Genomic DNA, 18891 nt, shown 5'->3' with positions numbered 1-18891 from the left:
TACCATGATGAACTCCAGTCGCCCCTACCTCGTACGAGCCCTCTATGAGTGGATCGTCGACAACGGTTGTACGCCGCATATCCTGGTGAACGCCGAGTATCCCGGGGTGCGTGTGCCGCCGGGTTACGCCAGCGACGGGCAGATCGTGCTCAATGTCTCGCCGACCGCGGTGCGCCATCTGCAGATGGATAACGAGGCGGTCAGTTTCGAGGGGCGTTTCGGTGGGGTGGCGCAGAGCCTGTACATTCCTTCGCAGGCGGTGATGGCGATCTATGCGCGGGAGAACGGCCAGGGCATGGTCTTCGATCTCGAGCCGCCGGTACCGACCGACGACGAAGACCTGCAGGATGACGAAGGGCCGAGCGACGAGCCGCCGCGGCCGAGTGGGCGCCCCAGCCTGAAAGTGGTCAAGTAAATAAAAAAGGCGATCCGAGGATCGCCTTTTTCATGCATGCGATTGTCAGTCGATGTACTCGAACAGGCGGACGATCCGCTGCACGCCGTCGACGTTTTGCACGACCTGAGTCGCCAGGTCACCTTCGCGCTTGGTAACCAGGCCCAGCATGTAGACGATACCGTTCTCGGTCACCACCTTGATGCGCGAGGAGGGTACGTTGGCGTCGCCGAGCATCTGGGTCTTGATCTTGGTGGTCAGCCAGGTGTCGTTGTTGCGGGCCAGCAGCGAGGAGGGCTGCAGCACCTGCAGCTCATTGTGCACGGTCTTGACCTTCTGCACGCTGCGAGCGGCCTGTTCGGCCTTGGTTTTCAGATCCGCGCGCGGGGTCTGGCCGGCGAGCAGGACCACGCCGTTGTAGCTGACTACGACCACGTGCGAGTTGCGGTCCAGGTCCGGATCGGCCTTGGAGACGTTGACCGCGACCTTGGTTTCGATCAGCGAGTCGTCGATGGTGCTACCGATGGTACGGGTGCCGCGGTTGTCGTCGATCGGCGATTCGCGGGTGGCGCTCAGGAAGCTGCTGCAGCCGCCCAGCGTCAGGCTGAGCAGGAGAGCTGCAACGATCTGCGGGGTACGGCTCATTCTTCGCTCCCGAAGAGTTGACGGTCGATCAGGTCGCACAGGCAGTGGATTACCAGCAGGTGCACTTCCTGGATGCGCGCGGTGACTTTTGCCGGAACGCGAATCTCGACGTCCTCGGGCAGCAGCAGCGAAGCCATGCCACCGCCGTCGCGGCCGGTCAGTGCCACAACCAGCATCTCGCGGTCATGGGCGGCCTGGATGGCCTGGATGACGTTCGCCGAGTTGCCGCTAGTGGAGATCGCCAGCAGTACATCGCCTGGCTGGCCGAGGGCGCGGATCTGCTTGGAGAAGACTTCGTTGTAGCTGTAGTCGTTGGCGATCGAGGTGATAGTCGAGCTGTCGGTGGTCAGTGCTACAGCCGGCAGGCTAGGGCGTTCGCGCTCGAAGCGGTTGAGCAGTTCGGAGGAGAAGTGCTGGGCGTCGCCGGCGGAGCCGCCGTTGCCGCAGCTGAGGATCTTCCCTTCGTTGAGCAGGGCGTTGACCATCACCATGCTGGCCTGCTCGATATGCGGAATCAGCACCTCGGTGGCCTGCTGCTTGGTCTCGATGCTGGCATGGAAGAGCTGGCGGATACGGGATTGCATGTCCATCAGGTGTGACCTTTCGTCGGGCGTCTGATCAGGTGTCAAAGGCGTTGGAGATCCAGTTCAGTTGAGCGGGCGAGTCGCCCGCGGAGTGCTGCACCGCGATGACGTCGAACCGGCATGGGTGCCGGGACCAGCGGGCTTCCTGTTGCAGAAAATGTTCGGCGGCGGCGGTAAGGCGTTGTCGCTTGCGTGCGTCGACGCTTTCCAGGGCGCCGCCCCAGGCCTCATGCCGGCGGCAGCGAACTTCGACGAATACTACTGTATCGCCGTCCAGCATGACCAGATCGAGCTCGCCGCGGCGGCAGCGCCAGTTGCGCGCCAACAGACGCATTCCCTGACCCTGCAAGTGCTCGCAAGCCAGGGACTCGGCCTGGCGGCCGAGCTCCTGGGCATTGCCCCGGCGGAATATCAAGGCGTGCTGTTCTCCAGCGGCTGTACCTGGCCGTTGCGGAACTCGGCCCAGGACAGGTGGCGCATCACGCGTTGGTTGGGTTCGAGGATGAGGTTGCCCGTCAGGCCATCGATTTCGATGCCGGGTAGGGCTTTGAGCTCCGGCAGGCGCGGGGCCAGGCGGTAGGCGTCAGCCCCCATGGCGTACAGGCGGCCGAGGCTGGTGGCGGCCTGCGGCCACTGGGAGACGACCTGCTGGCGCAGCGGATTGCTGGTCTGCAGCAACCACGGCGTTTCGCAGAAGCGAATGCCGTTGAGGTCCTGGTCCTGCGCCGGATTGCTCGAGCCGGTGTACAGGTTGGAAGTGGCGTAGACCGGCAGGTCGCCGGCGTACTGGAAGGCCAGGGTCGGCTTGATCTGGCGGGCCTGCTGCGGAGTCGCTGCGAGGAAGATGAAGTCGATGTCCTGGCGACGCGACGGCTGGGTGTCGACGCTGCTATCCAGCACGCCCTGCAGTTTCTTGGCGCGACCTTCGCTCTGGCGCAGTTGCAGCAGATCGGCGATCTGTTGGGCGAGCTCGACTGGCTGGTCGACATGCTCGGCGGCGATCAGGGTGCCGCCGGCGGCCTGCCAATCGCGGCTGAAGGCTGCCAGTACTCGATCGCCCCAGTCGCCGCGCGGAACCAGCGCCACGGCACGACGCATGCCATCGCTCCAGGCGCGACGCGAGACTTCGCGGGCTTCATCCTCGGCCGACAGGCCGAACTGGAAGAGTTGCGCCGGGCCGGCCTGAGCGCTGTCGGTGTAGTTCAGGGCCAGGGTGGTGATCGGCAGTTGCGGACGCTCACCCAGTTGCTTGACCAGCGGCTTCTCCAGCGGACCTACGACCAGCTGTACGCCATCGGCTTGGGCTTGGCGATAGAAGTCATCCAGCGAGCGGATCTGGGAGCTGTCGTACATCTGGATCGCCGGCTGCTGTCCGCCGCCTTGCTGGGCTTGGTAGTAGGCCGCCATGAAGCCGTCTTGCAGGGCGCGGGCGACTCCGGCCAGTTGGCCTTGCTGGGGCAGAAGCAGGGCAATCTTGTTCAGCGGTTGCGCGGCCAGCGACTTGAGCTTCTCCAGCGCTTCCGGCATCTGCTTGGCGGCGGGGTGCTGCGGGTTCTGCTGGCGCCAGGCGTCGATGTTGGCCTGCTGCTCCTTGAGTGTGGATGCGCTCTTGACCACGCGCGCCAGCTCCAGCCAGCCGTTCAGGTCGCCTTCGTTGGCGTTGGCTTGCAGTTGTTCGGGCGGCAGGCTGGAGACCAGTGCCCAGATGGCTTCGTGGTTGGCCTTGCTGGCGTCGGCATTGAGCAGCGGGTCGACGAAGACCCGCTCGCGGGCGGCGGCCAGCGTCTGGCCATCGGCTGCGAGGGCGAGGGCCTTGACCTGGCCGCTGCGGGCCTGCTGCTCGACCGGCAGTTCGCCCAGGTGGCTGAAGCTCGGATGGTCGAACGCCTTGAGCGCGGCCTTCGGTTTGTTGCGGGCCAGGGAGATCTGCGCGTCGAGGGTGCTGGCGAAGATCTGCTGCGCAGGCTTCAGGCTGTCCATCGGAACCTGCTCGAGGATCTGGCTGGCGCGGGCGATGTCCTTCTGCTGGAAGGCCAGGTCGGCGGCCGAGAGTTTCAGCAGGGCGGCTTCGTCAGGCTTGGCGCTGGCGGCCTGTTGCAGCAGTTGCTCGATGCTGGCGTTCGGAGTGCGCGGAAGTTCGCCGAGGTTGGAGGAGGGCGAGCTGGCGCAGGCGGCGAGCAGGGTGGCTAGGCACAGGGCGGAAAGCGGACGCAGTCGAGCGATCATCATCAGGCTTCTCGTGACGCATTCAAAGAGTCGGCAATTGTACCCAAGGCGGCAGGTAGAGGCGATGGCAGGCGCTGGAATCGGGATACAATGCGTGCTTTCCGACCCCGGGATTAAGGAGTGGTTCGTGTCCCTCGGTACCTTGTATGTAGTAGCGACTCCCATCGGCAACCTCGACGACATCAGCGTCAGGGCGCAGCGCACCTTGCGCGAGGTGGCGCTGATCGCTGCCGAGGACACCCGTCACTCGCTGCGTCTATTGCAGCACTTCGGCATAGAGACTCCGCTGGCGGCCTGCCATGAACACAATGAGCGCGAGCAGGGTGGGCGATTCCTGGCGCGCCTGCTGGCGGGCGACGACGTTGCTTTGGTCTCCGATGCCGGTACTCCGCTGATTTCTGATCCGGGCTACCACCTGGTGCGCCAGGCGCGCGCTGCAGGAATTGCCGTAGTGCCGGTGCCGGGGCCTTGCGCTTTGATCGCGGGGCTGTCGGCTGCGGGGTTGCCGTCCGATCGATTCATCTTCGAGGGCTTTCTGCCTGCCAAGACAGTTGGGCGGCGATCGCGGCTCGAGGCGCTGCGCGAGGAGCCGAGGACGCTGATCTTCTACGAGGCCCCGCATCGGCTGCTCGAGTGTCTTCAGGACATGGCCGAGGTGTTTGGCGAAGAGCGCCAGGCGGTTCTCGCACGGGAGCTGACCAAGACCTTCGAGACCATCAAGGGGATTCCGCTCGGCGAGCTGCGGGATTGGGTCGCGGCGGACTCCAACCAGCAGCGCGGCGAATGCGTGCTGTTGCTCGCGGGTTGGGAGGCGCCAGAAGCGGAAGGTGTTGATTCCGAGTCGCTGCGCGTGCTCGATCTGCTGCTTGCTGAGCTGCCGGTGAAGCGAGCGGCGGCGCTGGCTGCGGAGATCACGGGCTTGCGTAAGAACCTGCTTTATCAGGCCGCGCTGGAGCGCAAGGCGGAATAAGACCTTGGTGTCGGCCCAAACGTTCACGCTTGCAGGTGTCGGTTGCTGCCGTTAACCTTGTCGGCGGAGAGTCGATTGGACAGTCGCTGCTGCATGGTTTCCATGTGGGGGAGGAAAGTCCGGGCTCCATAGGGCAGAGTGCCAGGTAACGCCTGGGAGGCGCGAGCCTACGGAAAGTGCCACAGAAAATAACCGCCTAAGCGCATCAGCGCCGGTAAGGGTGAAAAGGTGCGGTAAGAGCGCACCGCACGGCTGGCAACAGTTCGTGGCTAGGTAAACCCCACTCGGAGCAAGACCAAATAGGAATCCAAGGCGTGGCCCGCGCTGGATTCGGGTAGGTCGCTTGAGGTACTCAGTGATGGGTATCCCAGAGGAATGGCTGTCCTCGACAGAACCCGGCTTACAGATCGACTCTCTCCCTATTCCCACTTCTTCCCACTCATGACCATTTGTCGCGCGACGGAAGAAGTTTCAATCTTAAGAAAGTCCTTTAAGTACGAAAGCCCAGTATTTTGAAAATACTGGGCTTTTTGCTGTTCTAAGGTCCGTCAAAACTCCTTCGATCCCCCCGAAAGTTGCGCTAAATCTCCGTCCCGTAAGGATTTTTCCCCGCGAGCCTGCCTTGACGGTGGGGAGCGTGCATTTCTATAGTGTGCGGAAGTGGTACGAAGTGGGTAAAAGTGGGATCAACTGGCACGGAAAGCCAACCACGGGGGAAACGCAGACGTGTTTCGCGGAGCTAACGCCATCAGTCTCGACGCCAAAGGGCGCCTCGCGATGCCGAGTCGGTATCGTGACGAGCTCGTTACGCGTTGCGGTGGCCAGCTCATCGTCACCATCGACGCTGTCGACCCTTGCCTCACCGTCTACCCCCTGCCCGAATGGGAAATCATTGAATCCAAGTTGCGCGAGTTGCCTTCGCTGCGTGAAGAAACGCGGCGCCTGCAGCGGCTGCTGATCGGCAATGCGGTTGATCTGGAGCTGGATGGTGCTGGGCGTTTCCTGGTGCCGCCGAGGCTGCGTGAGTACGCCAAGTTGGATAAGCGCGCGATGCTCGTCGGACAACTGAACAAGTTCCAGCTGTGGGACGAAGATGCATGGAATGCGGTGGCCGAGGCTGACCTCGCCGCCATCAAAGGACCCGGCGGTCTGCCGGATGAATTACGCGACCTTATATTGTGAGCCTGCCTGTGAACGCCACTTACCAACACATCACCGTTCTGCTCGAGGAGGCCGTAGAGGCCCTGAATCCTCGGGCGGGCGGTTGCTATGTGGATGGCACCTTCGGCAGGGGAGGGCACAGCCGAGCCTTGCTCGGCAAGCTGGACCCGGGCGGGCGGCTGCTCGGGTTCGACAAGGATCCCCAGGCGATAGCAACGGGGCAAGCACTGGCGGCCGAAGACGGCCGCTTCGTCGTTGTACAAAGGTCGTTCGCCGAGATGGGCGAAGAGCTGTCCGAGCGCGGCCTGCTGGGCAAGGTCGATGGCGTTCTGCTGGACCTCGGCGTCTCCTCGCCTCAGCTCGACGATCCCGAGCGCGGTTTCAGCTTCCTCAATGACGGCCCGCTGGACATGCGCATGAACCCCGGTCGGGGTGTTAGCGCAGCCGAGTGGATCGCCAGCGCCAGCGAAGAGGAAATCGCCCGCGTCTTCAAGGATTACGGCGAAGAGCGCTTCGCAAAGCGCATGGCGCGCGCCATCGTGCAGCGCCGTGCAGAGAAACCCTTCGAGCGCACCGCCGACCTCGCTGCGGTCATCGCCGAGGCCAACCCCGCCTGGGAGAAAGGCAAGAACCCGGCAACCCGCGCCTTCCAGGGGCTGCGCATCCACGTCAACAACGAACTGGGCGATCTCGAGCAAGGTCTGGATTCCGCGCTCGAAGCGCTGTCCGTAGGCGGCCGGCTCGTAGTGATCAGCTTCCACTCCCTGGAAGACCGCATCGTCAAGCAGTTCATGCGCAAGCACGCCAAGGGCGAAGCAGACAACCTGCCGCGCGACTTGCCGATTCGCGCCAAGGTATTCGAGCCGCGCCTGAAGCTGCTCGGCAAGCCTCAGTACGCTTCGGAGGCCGAGCTCAAGGCCAATCCGCGCTCGCGCAGCGCCGTCATGCGTGTGGCGGAGAAGCTGCGATGAGCCGCCTGTTCGCCAAGCGCCTGCCCACCGGCAGCTTCATCATGCTGCTGATGTTCATTGGCGTGCTGCTTTCGGCAATCTCGGTGGCCTATAGCGCCTATTGGAATCGCCAGCTGCTCAACACTCTCTATGGCGAGCTGAACGTGCGCGACAAGGCGCAGGCTGAGTATGGCCGGCTGGTTCTCGAGCAGAGCACCTGGACCGCTTACAGCCGCATCGAAATGTTGGCCACCGAACAGCTGAAGATGCGCGTTCCGGATCCGGCAGAAATCATCATGGTGGCGCCATGAAGAACCTTCAGGGCGCTCTCTATCCCTGGCGCTTCCGCGTCGCCATCGGCCTGTTGCTGTTGATGGTGGCCGCCATCGTCTGGCGGATCGTCGACCTGCACGTGATCGACCACGATTTCCTCCAGGAGCAGGGCGACGCGCGCAGTGTGCGTTACATCCCGATTCCGGCCCACCGCGGGCAGATCACCGATCGCAATGGCGAGCCGCTGGCCGTCAGTACGCCGGTCGCCACTCTCTGGGCGAACCCCAAGGAATTGGTGCTTGAGCGCGAGAAGTGGCCGACCCTGGCCCATGCGCTAGGCCAAACCAGCGAAGCCCTCAGCGCTCGCCTCGAGCAGATGGCGGACAAGGAGTTCATCTACCTGGTCCGCGGCTTGACTCCGGAACAGGGCGAGGCCGTGATGGCCGTGGTCAAGGCCAACAAGATTCCAGGCGTCTACTCCATCGAGGAGTTTCGCCGTTTCTATCCAGCAGGCGATGTGACCGCGCACGTGGTCGGCTTCACCGATGTCGACGATCACGGTCGCGAAGGTGTCGAGCTGTCTTATGACGGTTGGCTGGCTGGCGTGGCTGGAAAGCGCCAGGTCCTGAAGGACCGCCGCGGCCATCTGATCCGCGACCTGCAGGTCACCCGCAACGCCAAGGCCGGCAAGACCCTTACGTTGTCCATCGACCTGCGCCTGCAGTACCTGGCCAACCGCGAGCTGCGCAACGCAATCATAGAGAACGGTGCCAAGGCCGGCAGTCTGGTGATCCTCGACGTGCGCACCGGCGAGATTCTCGCCATGGTCAACCAGCCGACCTACAACCCGAACAACCGTCGCGACATGCTGCCGGAAATGATGCGTAACCGCGCCATGATCGACGTTTTCGAGCCCGGTTCGACCATGAAGCCGCTGTCCATGAGCGCGGCGCTGGAGACCGGACGCTGGAAGCCTACCGATACCGTAGAGGTCTATCCCGGTACCCTGCAGATCGGCCGTTACACCATTCGCGACGTATCCAAGACCGAAGGTCCGGTGCTGGACCTGACCGGCATCCTGATCCGCTCTTCCAACGTCGGCATGAGCAAGGTCGCCTTCGATATTGGCGGCCAGGCCATCTACAGCGTGATGCAGAAGGTAGGACTCGGCCAGGACACCGGCCTCGGCTTCCCCGGCGAGCGCGTCGGCAACCTGCCCAACTACCGCGACTGGCGCAAGGCTGAAACCGCGACCCTTTCTTACGGCTACGGCTTGTCGGTGACCGCGGTGCAACTCGCCCACGCCTACGCCGCGCTGGCCAACAACGGCCAGACCGTGCCGCTGACCATGATTCGCGCCGACAACCCGCCCAAGGGTAGCCAGGCCATTCCGGAGCAGGTCGCCAAGACCATCCAGGGCATGCTTCAGCAAGTGGTGGAGGCCCCGAACGGCGTATATCGCGCCCAGGTTCCGGGTTATCACGTCGCCGGCAAGTCCGGTACCGCACGTAAGGCGCAGGTCGGCACCAAGGGATACACCGAGAACGCCTATCGCTCGCTGTTCACCGGCTTCGGCCCCATGAGCAACCCGCGCTTCGTGGTGGCGGTCGTCATCGATGAGCCGAGCAAGGCCGGTTACTTCGGCGGCCTGGTTTCGGCCCCGGTATTCAGCAAGGTCATGTCCGGCACCCTGCGCCTGATGAACATTCCGCCAGACAACCTGCAAGCAACTCCGCAGCAAACCGCCAATGCTGCGCCCGATAAAGGAGGGCGTGGCTGATGCCGATGAGCCTGAACCAGCTGCTCCCGCAAGCGGAAGACAGCGTACTGATTCGTGAACTGACCCTGGACAGCCGTGCGGTCAAGCCGGGCGATCTGTTCCTGGCGATCCCTGGCGCTCAGCATGACGGCCGCGCGCACATTGCCGACGCTCTGGCACGCGGTGCCGCTGCCATTGCCTATGAATCTGAAGGCGCCAGCGGGCTGCCCTCCGGCGCCACGCCGATGGTTGCGATCAAGGGGCTGGCCGGCCAGCTGTCGGCTATCGCCGGACGTTTCTACGGCGAGCCAAGTCGCGGCATCGACCTGGTCGGAGTCACCGGCACCAACGGCAAGACCAGCGTCAGCCAGCTCGTGGCGCAAGCGCTGGATCTGCTCGGCCAGCGTTGCGGCATCGTCGGCACCCTGGGTAGCGGTTTCCACGGCGCGCTGGAAAGCGGCAAGCACACCACGCCTGACGCCCTGGCACTGCAGGCGACTCTGGCCCGCTTGAAGCAGGAGGGCGCTCGCGCAGTAGCCATGGAGGTATCCTCCCATGGTCTCGAGCAGGGGCGCGTGGCTGCGCTCGAGTTCGATGTTGCGGTGTTCACCAACCTGTCCCGCGATCACCTGGACTACCACGGCACCATGGAGGCCTATGGTGCCGCCAAGGCCAAGCTCTTTGCCTGGCCCGGCCTGCATAGCCGAGTCATCAACCTGGATGACGAATTCGGCCGCCAACTGGCCGCCGAACAGCACGAATCACGGCTGCTGAGCTACAGCCTGGAAGACTCTTCTGCATTCCTCTATTGCCGCGAAGCGCGTTTCAGCGACGCCGGCGTCGAAGCGCAGTTGGTCACCCCGAAAGGCGAGGGCGTACTGCGTAGCCCGCTGCTCGGCCGCTTCAACCTGAGCAACCTGCTGGCAGTGGTCGGTGCCCTGATGGCCCTGGACTATCCGCTTGGCGAAATCCTGCCGATCATTCCGCAGCTGCAAGGCCCTGTTGGTCGCGTGCAGCGCCTAGGCGGCGGCGAGAAGCCGCTGGTGGTGGTGGATTACGCGCACACTCCGGATGCTCTGGAGAAGGTGCTGCTGGCTTTGCGTCCGCACGTTCATGGCCAACTGCTGTGCCTGTTCGGTTGCGGTGGCGATCGTGATCGCGGCAAGCGTCCCCTGATGGCGCAGATCGCCGAGCGTCATGCCGACGCCGTGCTGGTGACCGACGACAACCCCCGCACCGAAGATAGCGCTCGCATCATCGAGGACATCCGCGTCGGTTTCGCCAATCCCGGCGTGGTGCGTTTCGTGCCCGGCCGCGGTGAAGCCATTGCCCAGCTCATCGGCTCTGCTGGCGGCGATGACGTGGTGCTGCTGGCTGGTAAAGGCCATGAGGATTACCAGGAAATCAATGGCATCCGCCATCCGTTCTCCGATCTGGAAGAAGCCGCCAAGGCGCTGGCTGCCTGGGAGGTGAAGAATGCTTAAGTCGTTGCTGCTCAGCGAAGTTGCTGCGTCCCTGCAAGCTCGCGTGATTGGTGCCGATGTCGCCTTCGACGCGGTTAGCACCGATAGCCGTGCCATCGAGGCCGGCCAACTGTTCGTGGCCCTCAGTGGCCCGCGCTTCGATGGTCATGACTACCTGGCGGATGTCGCCGCCAAGGGCGCCGTGGCTGCCCTGGTTCAGCGTGAAGTGGCCGATTCGCCGCTGCCGCAATTGCTGGTCGCCGATACTCGCGTAGCGCTTGGCCAACTAGGTGCGCTGAACCGTGATGCCTTTGCCGGCCAGGTCGTAGCCATGACCGGCTCCAGCGGCAAGACCACGGTCAAGGAGATGCTCGCCAGTATCCTCCGCACCCAGGGCGAAGTCCTGGCCACCCGCGGCAACCTGAACAACGACCTGGGGGCGCCGCTGACGCTTCTGCAGATCGGCCCGCAGCATCGTAGTGCGGTGATCGAACTCGGCGCTTCGCGCATTGGCGAGATCGCCTACACCGTCGGCCTGACCCGCCCGCAAGTCGCCATCATTACCAACGCCGGGACCGCCCACGTCGGCGAGTTCGGCGGTCAGGACAAGATCGTCCTGGCCAAGGGTGAAATCCTCGAAGGTCTGCCGGCTGACGGCACCGCCGTGCTGAACCTCGACGACCGCGCCTTCGAAACCTGGAAGGTCCGTGCTGCGGGGCGCCGCGTGCTGAGTTTCGCGCTGAAGAACAGCACTGCCGACTTCCGCGCCAGCGATCTGCAGCGAGATGCCCGTGGTTGCGTGGGCTTCACCCTGCAAGGCCAGGCCGGCGAGGCGCGCATCCAGCTGAACCTGCTCGGCGAGCACAACGTGGCCAATGCTTTGGCCGCCGTCGCCGCCGCTTATGCCCTTGGCGTGCCACTGGTCGGGATCGTCAACGGCCTGCAGGCACTGCAGCCGGTCAAAGGGCGCGCGGTAGCTCAGCTCGCGACGAGCGGTATGAGAGTAATTGACGACAGTTACAACGCTAACCCGGCGTCAATCTGTGCGGCCATTGATATACTCGCCGGCTTTTCCGGCCGGACCGTTCTGGTCCTCGGGGACATGGGCGAACTGGGCGCTTGGGCCGAGGCTGCGCACCGCGAGGTGGGCGCCTACGCCGTGGGCAAAGTCAGCGCGCTCTACGCGGTAGGCCCGCTGATGTTGAACGCCGTCCAGGCGTTCGGTGACGGCGCCCGCCACTTCGCGGACCAGGCCAGCCTGATTCGCGCCCTGGCCGACGAACCCGCTACCACCACCATTTTGATCAAGGGATCGCGCAGCGCGGCTATGGACAAGGTCGTCGCGGCCCTGTGCGCTTCCTCCGAGGAGAATCATTAATGCTGCTGCTGCTCGCCGAGTACCTGCAACAGTTCTACAAGGGCTTCGGCGTCTTCCAGTACCTGACCCTGCGCGGCATTCTCAGCGTGCTGACCGCGCTCGCCCTGTCGCTGTGGCTGGGCCCCTGGATGATTCGCACCCTGCAGATCCGTCAGATCGGCCAAGCCGTGCGCAACGACGGTCCGCAGTCGCACCTGTCGAAGAAGGGTACCCCGACCATGGGTGGCGCGCTGATTCTCACCGCCATCGCCATCAGCACCCTGCTGTGGTCCGACTGGTCGAACCGCTATGTCTGGGTCGTGCTGGTGGTGACCCTGCTGTTCGGCGCCATTGGCTGGGTCGATGACTACCGCAAGGTGATCGAGAAGAACTCGCGCGGCCTGCCGAGCCGCTGGAAGTATTTCTGGCAGTCGGTGTTCGGTCTTGGCGCGGCGATCTTCCTCTACGTGACCGCCGAAACCCCGGTGGAAACCACCCTGATCGTGCCGCTGCTGAAGAACGTCGAGATTCCCCTGGGCATCGGCTTCGTGGTGCTGACCTATTTCGTGATCGTCGGCTCGAGCAACGCGGTCAACCTGACCGACGGCCTCGACGGCCTGGCAATCATGCCGACCGTGATGGTCGGCGGTGCCCTGGGCATCTTCTGCTACCTGTCGGGCAACGTGAAATTCGCCGAGTACCTGCTGATTCCAAGCGTGCCGGGCGCGGGCGAGCTGATCATCTTCTGCGCCGCCATCGTCGGCGCCGGGCTGGGCTTCCTGTGGTTCAACACCTACCCGGCTCAGGTTTTCATGGGAGATGTAGGCGCCCTGGCCCTTGGCGCGGCCCTGGGCACCCTGGCGGTGATCGTTCGCCAGGAGATCGTGCTGTTCATCATGGGCGGCGTGTTCGTCATGGAAACCCTGTCGGTGGTCATCCAGGTCGCCTCCTTCAAGTTGACCGGGAAACGGGTGTTCCGCATGGCGCCCATCCATCACCACTTCGAACTCAAAGGCTGGCCGGAGCCGCGCGTCATCGTGCGCTTCTGGATCATCACGGTGATTCTCGTGCTGATCGGCCTGGCTACGTTGAAACTGCGTTGAGGACTGATCGAGCATGAGCCTGATCGCTTCCGACCAATTCCGCATCGTTGTCGGCCTCGGCAAGAGCGGCATGTCTCTGGTGCGCTTCCTCGCGCGCCAGGGCACGCCCTTTGCCGTTGCCGATACTCGCGAGAATCCGCCGGAGCTGGTCACGCTGCGCAGCCAATACCCGCAAGTCGAAGTGCGCTGCGGCGAACTGGACGCCGACTTCCTCTGCCGTGCGCAAGAGCTTTACGTCAGCCCCGGCCTGTCGCTTCGTACGCCCGCTCTGATCGAAGCGGCAGCTCGTGGTGTGCGGATGTCCGGCGATGTCGATCTGTTCGCCCGCCACGCCAAGGCGCCGATCGTCGCGATCACCGGTTCCAACGCGAAAAGCACCGTTACCACCCTGGTCGGCGAGATGGCCGCGGCAGCCGGCAAGCGCGTTGCGGTTGGCGGCAACCTCGGGACGCCGGCGCTGGATCTGCTGGCCGATGACGTCGAGCTGTACGTGCTCGAGCTCTCGAGCTTCCAGTTGGAAACTTGCGAGCGTCTGAACGCCGCGGTCGCTACCTGCCTGAACGTCAGCGAAGACCACATGGATCGCTACGACGGCATGGCCGACTACCACCTGGCCAAGCACCGCATCTTCCGCGGCGCCAAACAGGTCGTGGTGAACCGTGCCGACGCCCTGAGTCGTCCGCTGATCGCCGATTCGGTGCCGTGCTGGACCTTTGGCACCGACAAGCCCGACTTCAAGGCCTTTGGTCTGATCGAAGAGGGCGGTGAAAAGTGGCTGGCCTTCCAGTTCGAGGCCCTGCTGCCGGTGCGCGAGCTGAAGATCCGCGGCGCGCACAACCACTCCAATGCCCTGGCCGCTCTGGCCTTGGGTCATGCAGTCGGCCTGCCGTTCGAGCCGATGCTGCAGACCCTGCGTGAATTCGCTGGCCTGGCGCATCGCTGCCAGTGGGTCGGCGAACGTGAAGGCGTGAACTACTACGACGACTCCAAGGCCACCAACGTCGGTGCCGCCCTGGCAGCCATCGAAGGCCTGGGTGCCGATATCGACGGCAAGCTGGTGCTGCTGGCCGGCGGCGACGGCAAGGGCGCTGATTTCAGCGCATTGCGCGAGCCGGTCGGCAAGTTCTGCCGCGCGGTCGTGCTGCTCGGTCGCGACGCCGAACTGGTCGGCGCGGCACTTGGCGACGACGTGAACAAAGTACGCGTACAGACCCTCGACGAAGCGGTCCGCAAGGCTGCTGAGCTCGCTCAGGCAGGCGACGCCGTGCTGCTCTCGCCGGCCTGCGCCAGCCTCGACATGTTCAAGAATTTCGAAGAGCGCGGTCGTCTGTTCGCCAAAGCCGTGGAGGAGCTCGCCTGATGTTCTCCTTCATGCGCCCATACCCGTCCCCGCTGATCAGCCGCAACGGCATCGATCTGGACTTCCCGCTGCTCGCCGGATGCCTGGCGCTGCTCGGCCTGGGGCTGGTGATGGTGACTTCGGCATCGTCGGAAGTCGCGTCGGCGCAGTCGGGCAACCCGCTGTACTTCTCGGTGCGTCACCTGATCTACCTGGCCATCGGCTTCGTCGCCTGCGGCGTGACCATGATGACCCCGATGGAAACCTGGCAGCGCCTGAGCTGGAAGCTGCTCGGCGTGGCTTTCTTGTTGCTCATCGCGGTAATTACTCCCGGCGTCGGCCGAGAGGTAAACGGCTCGATGCGCTGGATCGGCTTCGGTCTGTTCAACATCCAGCCATCGGAGATCGCGAAGGTCTTCGTGGTGGTGTTCATGGCCGCTTACCTGGTCCGCCGCCAACATGAAGTCCGCGAGAGCTGGATCGGTTTCTTCAAGCCCTTCGCGGTCCTCCTGCCATTCGCCGGCCTGCTGCTGCGCGAGCCGGACTTCGGCGCCACCGTGGTGATGATGGGCGCTGCCGCGGCCATGCTGTTCCTCGGCGGTGTCGGCCTGTTCCGCTTCGGTCTGATGGTGGCTCTGGCAGTCGGTGCCGTTGCGCTGCTGATCTGGAGCCAGCCGTACCGGATGGCACGTCTGACCAACTTCAGCGACCCCTGGGCCGACCAGTTCGGCGCCGGCTACCAGCTGAGCCAGGCGCTGATCGCCTTTGGCCGCGGCGGCTGGCTGGGCATGGGGCTGGGCAACAGCATCCAGAAACAGTTCTACCTGCCCGAAGCGCACACCGACTTCGTCTTCGCCGTGCTGGCCGAAGAGCTGGGCATCGTCGGCGCCCTGGCTACGGTCGGGCTGTTCGTCTTCGTCAGTCTGCGCGCGCTCTATATCGGCATCTGGGCCGAGCAAGCCAAGCAGTACTTCTCCGCATATGTGGCCTATGGTCTGGCTTTCCTCTGGATCGGCCAGTTCCTCATCAACGTTGGTGTGAACGTCGGTCTGCTGCCGACCAAAGGCCTGACCCTGCCGTTCCTCAGCTATGGCGGCTCCTCTCTGGTGATCTGCTGTGGCTGCCTGGGCATGCTCCTGCGTATCGAGTGGGAACGCCGTACTGCCGTAGGCAGCGACGAATTTGAATTCAGCGAGGAGGACTTTGCCGATGAAAGGTAATGTCCTGATCATGGCGGGCGGTACCGGCGGACACGTGTTCCCGGCGCTGGCCTGCGCGCGTGAGTTCCAGGCCCGCGGCTATGCCGTGCACTGGCTGGGAACGCCGCGTGGCATCGAGAACGACCTGGTGCCGAAAGCGGGGTTGCCGCTGCACCTGATTAATGTCAGTGGCCTGCGTGGCAAAGGCCGCAAGGCTCTGCTACGCGCGCCCTTCGATCTGCTCAAGTCGCTGCTCCAGGCGCTGGGCGTGATGCGCCAGCTGAAGCCGGTCTGTGTGCTCGGTCTGGGTGGCTATGTCACCGGTCCTGGCGGTTTGGCCGCGAAGCTGAGTGGCGCTCCGCTGGTGATCCACGAGCAGAACGCTGTAGCCGGCACCGCGAACCGCAGCCTGGCGCCGCTCGCCCGGCGTGTCTGCGAAGCCTTCCCGGATACCTTCCCGGCCAGTGCCAAGCGCCTGACCACGGGCAACCCGGTGCGCGCCGAGCTGTTCCTCGACGAAGCCGCTCGCACCGAGCCGACTGGGCGCAAGGTGAACCTGCTTGTCCTGGGCGGCAGCCTGGGCGCCGAGCCCCTGAACAAGCTGCTGCCCGAGGCGCTGGCGCTGGTTCCCGCCGAGCAGCGTCCGGCTGTTCGCCATCAGGCCGGTCGTCAGCATGACGCTGTCACCGCGGAGCGTTATGCGCAGGCCGGTGTCGAAGCCGACGTTGCGCCCTTCATCAGCGACATGGCTGCGGCTTATGCCTGGGCCGACCTGGTGATCTGCCGCGCCGGTGCGCTGACCGTCAGCGAACTGACCGCGGCGGGCCTGCCGTCCTTCCTGGTGCCGCTGCCCCACGCGATCGACGATCACCAGACCCGCAATGCCGAATTCCTGGTACGGGAGGGCGCCGCCCGCCTGCTGCCGCAAAAGTCTACCGGCGCCGCCGACCTGGCCGCGCAGTTGTCCGAGGTACTGATGCATCCCCAATCCCTGAAGCAGATGGCCGCCAGCGCCCGGCGCCTGGCCATGCCCGAGGCTACCCGCACGGTGGTCGACGCCTGCCTGGAGGTGGCCCGTGGTTAAAGAGCCCAACGGCATCACCCGCACCATGCGGCGCATCCGTCGGATCCACTTCGTTGGCATCGGCGGCGTGGGCATGTGCGGTATCGCCGAAGTACTGCTGAACCTCGGTTACGAAGTATCCGGCTCCGACCTCAAGGCCTCCGCAGTGACCGAGCGCCTGGAGAAGTTCGGCGCGCAGATCTTCATTGGTCATCGCGCCGAGAACGCCGATGGCGCCGACGTGCTGGTCGTCTCCAGCGCGGTGAACAAGGCCAACCCGGAAGTTGCTGCTGCCCTTGAGCGCCGAGTGCCGGTGGTTCCGCGCGCGGAGATGCTCGCCGAACTGATGCGTTACCGTCATGGCATCGCTGTAGCTGGTACCCACGGCAAAACCACCACCACCAGCCTGATTGCCTCGGTGTTCGCCGCTGGTGGCCTGGATCCGACCTTCGTAATCGGCGGTCGCCTGAACGCTGCCGGCACCAACGCCCAGCTCGGCACCAGCCGCTACCTGGTGGCTGAAGCCGACGAGAGCGACGCCAGCTTCCTGCACCTGCAGCCGATGGTCGCGGTCGTCACCAACATCGACGCCGACCACATGGACACCTACGGCGGCGACTTCAACAAGCTGAAGAAGACCTTCGTCGACTTCCTGCACAACCTGCCGTTCTACGGTCTGGCAGTGCTGTGCGTGGATGATCCGGTAGTCCGCGAAATTCTGCCCCAGGTGGCACGTCCGACTGTCACCTACGGCCTGAGCGAGGACGCCGACGTCCGCGCCATCAACATCCGCCAGGAAGGCATGCGCACCTTCTTCACCGTGCTGCGCCCGGAGCGCGAGCCGCTGGACGTCTCGGTGAACATGCCCGGTCTGCACAACGTACTGAACTCCCTGGCGACCATTGCGATCGCTACCGACGAAGGCATCTCCGACGAAGCCATCGTTCAGGGCCTGTCCGGCTTCCAGGGCGTCGGCCGACGCTTCCAGGTCTACGGCGAGCTTCAAGTCGAAGGCGGCAGCGTGATGCTGGTCGACGACTACGGCCACCACCCGCGCGAAGTCGCGGCGGTGATCAAGGCCGTGCGCGGTGGCTGGCCCGAGCGTCGCCTGGTGATGGTCTACCAGCCGCACCGTTACACCCGTACCCGCGACCTCTACGAAGACTTCGTGCAAGTGCTCGGTGACGCCAACGTGTTGCTGCTGATGGAGGTCTACCCGGCCGGCGAAGAGGCGATCCCTGGCGCCGACAGCCGCCAGCTGTGCCGCAGCATCCGTCAGCGTGGCCAGCTTGATCCCATCTATCTGGAGCGCGATGGCGACCTCGCTGCGCTGCTCAAGCCGCTGCTGCGTCCCGGCGACATCCTGCTTTGCCAGGGCGCCGGCGATATCGGCGGGCTGGCTCCGGCACTGATCAAGAACCCGATGTTCGGCGGCGACGCCAAGAGGAAGGCGTGATGAGCGATGCACTCAAATCCACTCTCGATCCGCGTGCCTTCGGCCGCGTCGCCGTGCTCTACGGCGGCAAGAGTGCCGAGCGCGAGGTATCGCTGAAATCCGGTTCGATGGTCCTCAAGGCCCTGCAGGAAGCTGGCGTGGATGCCTTCGGTATCGACGTAGGCGATGACCTGCTGCAACGCCTGACCAGCGAGAAGATCGATCGCGCCTTCATCATCCTCCACGGCCGTGGCGGCGAAGACGGCAGCATGCAAGGTCTGCTCGAAGTCGCTGGCATTCCCTACACCGGTAGCGGTGTGCTGGCTTCGGCCCTGGCCATGGACAAGCTGCGCACCAAGCGCGTGTGGCTGAGCCTCGGTCTGCCGACCCCGGCCTATGCGGTGCTGGCCAGCGAAGACGATTGCCGTCGCGCGGCTGCGGAACTGGGCTTCCCGCTCATCGTCAAACCGGCCCATGAAGGTTCCAGCATCGGCATGGCCAAGGTGGACAGCGTGGAAGCGCTGATCGACGCCTGGCGCGGCGCCGCGCAATACGACTCGCAGGTTCTGGTCGAACAGTGGATCAGCGGTCCGGAGTTCACCGTCGCCATTCTGCGCGGCCAGGTGCTGCCGGCCATCGGCCTCGGCACCCCGCACAGCTTCTACGACTACGACGCCAAGTACCTGGCCAGTGATACCCAGTACCGCATTCCCTGTGGCCTGAGCGCGGAGAAGGAGCGTGAGCTGCAGCAACTGACCGCGCGTGCCTGCGAAGCGCTGGGCATTCAGGGCTGGGCGCGTACCGACGTGATGCAGGACGCCGAAGGGCGTTTCTGGCTCCTCGAAGTCAACACCGCACCGGGCATGACCGATCACAGCCTGGTGCCCATGGCCGCGCGCGCGGCCGGTCTGGACTTCCAGCAGCTGGTGCTGGCGATCCTGGCCGACAGCGTCGAGGCAAGGGGGTAAAC

General features: G+C 64.4%; 18 protein-coding genes and 1 other RNA gene. 15 read left to right on the top strand and 4 right to left on the bottom strand.

Translation table 11 applies throughout. The annotated features are described in order from the left end of the window. Window positions 1-7 precede the first annotated feature (7 nt). Window positions 8-415, top strand: a complete 408-nt coding sequence (locus tag PKB_RS22310; protein ID WP_043254602.1) for a ClpXP protease specificity-enhancing factor — start codon at window positions 8-10, stop codon at window positions 413-415. Between the two features lie 45 nt (window positions 416-460). Here the strand turns inward: PKB_RS22310 and PKB_RS22305 are convergent, their stop codons facing one another. From PKB_RS22305 to PKB_RS22290, 4 genes are read right to left on the bottom strand one after another with little or no spacing between them, the layout of a single operon-like run. Beyond that, window positions 461-1039 (bottom strand): BON domain-containing protein, encoded by a 579-nt coding sequence (locus PKB_RS22305; protein WP_043254601.1) that lies wholly within the window; start codon window positions 1037-1039, stop codon window positions 461-463. After that, complete coding sequence (locus PKB_RS22300) at window positions 1036-1629, bottom strand: phosphoheptose isomerase (RefSeq protein ID WP_043254599.1); 594 nt, start codon at window positions 1627-1629, stop codon at window positions 1036-1038. The genes PKB_RS22305 and PKB_RS22300 overlap by 4 nt, the downstream gene beginning before the upstream one ends. A gap of 28 nt (window positions 1630-1657) precedes the next feature. Then, the gene (locus PKB_RS22295; RefSeq protein WP_043257661.1) at window positions 1658-2035 is read right to left on the bottom strand and encodes a YraN family protein; all 378 of its coding nucleotides are present in this window, start codon (window positions 2033-2035) and stop codon (window positions 1658-1660) included. Continuing rightward, window positions 2035-3849, bottom strand: a complete 1815-nt coding sequence (locus PKB_RS22290) for a penicillin-binding protein activator (RefSeq protein WP_043257659.1) — start codon at window positions 3847-3849, stop codon at window positions 2035-2037. The genes PKB_RS22295 and PKB_RS22290 overlap by 1 nt, the downstream gene beginning before the upstream one ends. A 127-nt stretch (window positions 3850-3976) precedes the next feature. Between PKB_RS22290 and rsmI the strand changes: the two genes are divergently transcribed. The 14 genes from rsmI to PKB_RS22225 all read left to right on the top strand — a co-directional run bounded on the left by rsmI (window position 3977) and on the right by PKB_RS22225 (window position 18889). Continuing rightward, window positions 3977-4819: a 16S rRNA (cytidine(1402)-2'-O)-methyltransferase gene (gene rsmI, locus PKB_RS22285; RefSeq protein WP_156958063.1), complete on the top strand. Its 843-nt coding sequence runs from the start codon at window positions 3977-3979 to the stop codon at window positions 4817-4819. A 67-nt stretch (window positions 4820-4886) separates the two neighbouring features. After that, window positions 4887-5238: RNase P RNA component class A (rnpB, locus tag PKB_RS28885), an RNA gene on the top strand. Window positions 5239-5545: 307 nt separating this feature from the next. Then, window positions 5546-6001, top strand: a complete 456-nt coding sequence (gene mraZ / locus PKB_RS22280) for a division/cell wall cluster transcriptional repressor MraZ (protein WP_043254598.1) — start codon at window positions 5546-5548, stop codon at window positions 5999-6001. A gap of 8 nt (window positions 6002-6009) precedes the next feature. After that, a complete protein-coding gene (gene rsmH / locus PKB_RS22275) occupies window positions 6010-6951 on the top strand; it encodes a 16S rRNA (cytosine(1402)-N(4))-methyltransferase RsmH (protein WP_043257656.1) in 942 nt (313 codons plus the stop codon). After that, the gene (ftsL, locus tag PKB_RS22270) at window positions 6948-7241 is read left to right on the top strand and encodes a cell division protein FtsL (protein WP_043254597.1); all 294 of its coding nucleotides are present in this window, start codon (window positions 6948-6950) and stop codon (window positions 7239-7241) included. The genes rsmH and ftsL overlap by 4 nt, the downstream gene beginning before the upstream one ends. Next, entirely contained in the window at window positions 7238-8983 is a 1746-nt protein-coding gene (locus PKB_RS22265) for a peptidoglycan D,D-transpeptidase FtsI family protein (protein WP_043254595.1), read from the top strand. The genes ftsL and PKB_RS22265 overlap by 4 nt, the downstream gene beginning before the upstream one ends. Then, entirely contained in the window at window positions 8983-10446 is a 1464-nt protein-coding gene (locus tag PKB_RS22260; RefSeq protein WP_043254594.1) for a UDP-N-acetylmuramoyl-L-alanyl-D-glutamate--2,6-diaminopimelate ligase, read from the top strand. Before PKB_RS22265 ends, PKB_RS22260 begins: the two co-directional genes overlap by 1 nt. Then, entirely contained in the window at window positions 10439-11803 is a 1365-nt protein-coding gene (locus PKB_RS22255; protein WP_043254592.1) for a UDP-N-acetylmuramoyl-tripeptide--D-alanyl-D-alanine ligase, read from the top strand. The genes PKB_RS22260 and PKB_RS22255 overlap by 8 nt, the downstream gene beginning before the upstream one ends. Further along, entirely contained in the window at window positions 11803-12885 is a 1083-nt protein-coding gene (gene mraY / locus PKB_RS22250; RefSeq protein WP_043254591.1) for a phospho-N-acetylmuramoyl-pentapeptide-transferase, read from the top strand. The genes PKB_RS22255 and mraY overlap by 1 nt, the downstream gene beginning before the upstream one ends. Before the next feature lie 13 nt (window positions 12886-12898). Then, a complete protein-coding gene (gene murD / locus PKB_RS22245) occupies window positions 12899-14245 on the top strand; it encodes a UDP-N-acetylmuramoyl-L-alanine--D-glutamate ligase (protein WP_043254589.1) in 1347 nt (448 codons plus the stop codon). After that, a complete protein-coding gene (gene ftsW, locus PKB_RS22240) occupies window positions 14245-15444 on the top strand; it encodes a putative lipid II flippase FtsW (RefSeq protein ID WP_043254588.1) in 1200 nt (399 codons plus the stop codon). The genes murD and ftsW overlap by 1 nt, the downstream gene beginning before the upstream one ends. Beyond that, a complete protein-coding gene (gene murG / locus PKB_RS22235; RefSeq protein ID WP_043254586.1) occupies window positions 15434-16507 on the top strand; it encodes an undecaprenyldiphospho-muramoylpentapeptide beta-N-acetylglucosaminyltransferase in 1074 nt (357 codons plus the stop codon). The genes ftsW and murG overlap by 11 nt, the downstream gene beginning before the upstream one ends. Next, complete coding sequence (gene murC, locus PKB_RS22230) at window positions 16500-17942, top strand: UDP-N-acetylmuramate--L-alanine ligase (RefSeq protein ID WP_043254585.1); 1443 nt, start codon at window positions 16500-16502, stop codon at window positions 17940-17942. The genes murG and murC overlap by 8 nt, the downstream gene beginning before the upstream one ends. Continuing rightward, entirely contained in the window at window positions 17942-18889 is a 948-nt protein-coding gene (locus tag PKB_RS22225; RefSeq protein WP_043254583.1) for a D-alanine--D-alanine ligase, read from the top strand. The genes murC and PKB_RS22225 overlap by 1 nt, the downstream gene beginning before the upstream one ends. The last annotated feature ends 2 nt before the right edge of the window (window positions 18890-18891 follow it).

The sequence above is a fragment of the Pseudomonas knackmussii B13 genome (genome assembly GCF_000689415.1).
In the GTDB taxonomy this organism is placed as follows: domain Bacteria; phylum Pseudomonadota; class Gammaproteobacteria; order Pseudomonadales; family Pseudomonadaceae; genus Pseudomonas; species Pseudomonas knackmussii.
This window is presented reverse-complemented; position numbering and strand designations above follow the sequence as displayed.

Excerpts from the sequence above, each read along its gene's own strand:
- ftsL (WP_043254597.1), top strand. The coding sequence starts at position 6,948 with ATGAGCCGCCTGTTCGCCAAGCGCCTGCCCACCGGCAGCTTCATCATG.
- ftsW (WP_043254588.1), top strand. The coding sequence starts at position 14,245 with ATGTTCTCCTTCATGCGCCCATACCCGTCCCCGCTGATCAGCCGCAAC.
- PKB_RS22305 (WP_043254601.1), bottom strand. The coding sequence starts at position 1,039 with ATGAGCCGTACCCCGCAGATCGTTGCAGCTCTCCTGCTCAGCCTGACG.
- PKB_RS22265 (WP_043254595.1), top strand. The coding sequence starts at position 7,238 with ATGAAGAACCTTCAGGGCGCTCTCTATCCCTGGCGCTTCCGCGTCGCC.
- PKB_RS22260 (WP_043254594.1), top strand. The coding sequence starts at position 8,983 with ATGCCGATGAGCCTGAACCAGCTGCTCCCGCAAGCGGAAGACAGCGTA.
- PKB_RS22290 (WP_043257659.1), bottom strand. The coding sequence starts at position 3,849 with ATGATCGCTCGACTGCGTCCGCTTTCCGCCCTGTGCCTAGCCACCCTG.
- PKB_RS22310 (WP_043254602.1), top strand. The coding sequence starts at position 8 with ATGAACTCCAGTCGCCCCTACCTCGTACGAGCCCTCTATGAGTGGATC.
- murD (WP_043254589.1), top strand. The coding sequence starts at position 12,899 with ATGAGCCTGATCGCTTCCGACCAATTCCGCATCGTTGTCGGCCTCGGC.
- murG (WP_043254586.1), top strand. The coding sequence starts at position 15,434 with ATGAAAGGTAATGTCCTGATCATGGCGGGCGGTACCGGCGGACACGTG.
- PKB_RS22300 (WP_043254599.1), bottom strand. The coding sequence starts at position 1,629 with ATGGACATGCAATCCCGTATCCGCCAGCTCTTCCATGCCAGCATCGAG.
- mraY (WP_043254591.1), top strand. The coding sequence starts at position 11,803 with ATGCTGCTGCTGCTCGCCGAGTACCTGCAACAGTTCTACAAGGGCTTC.
- PKB_RS22255 (WP_043254592.1), top strand. The coding sequence starts at position 10,439 with ATGCTTAAGTCGTTGCTGCTCAGCGAAGTTGCTGCGTCCCTGCAAGCT.
- PKB_RS22225 (WP_043254583.1), top strand. The coding sequence starts at position 17,942 with ATGAGCGATGCACTCAAATCCACTCTCGATCCGCGTGCCTTCGGCCGC.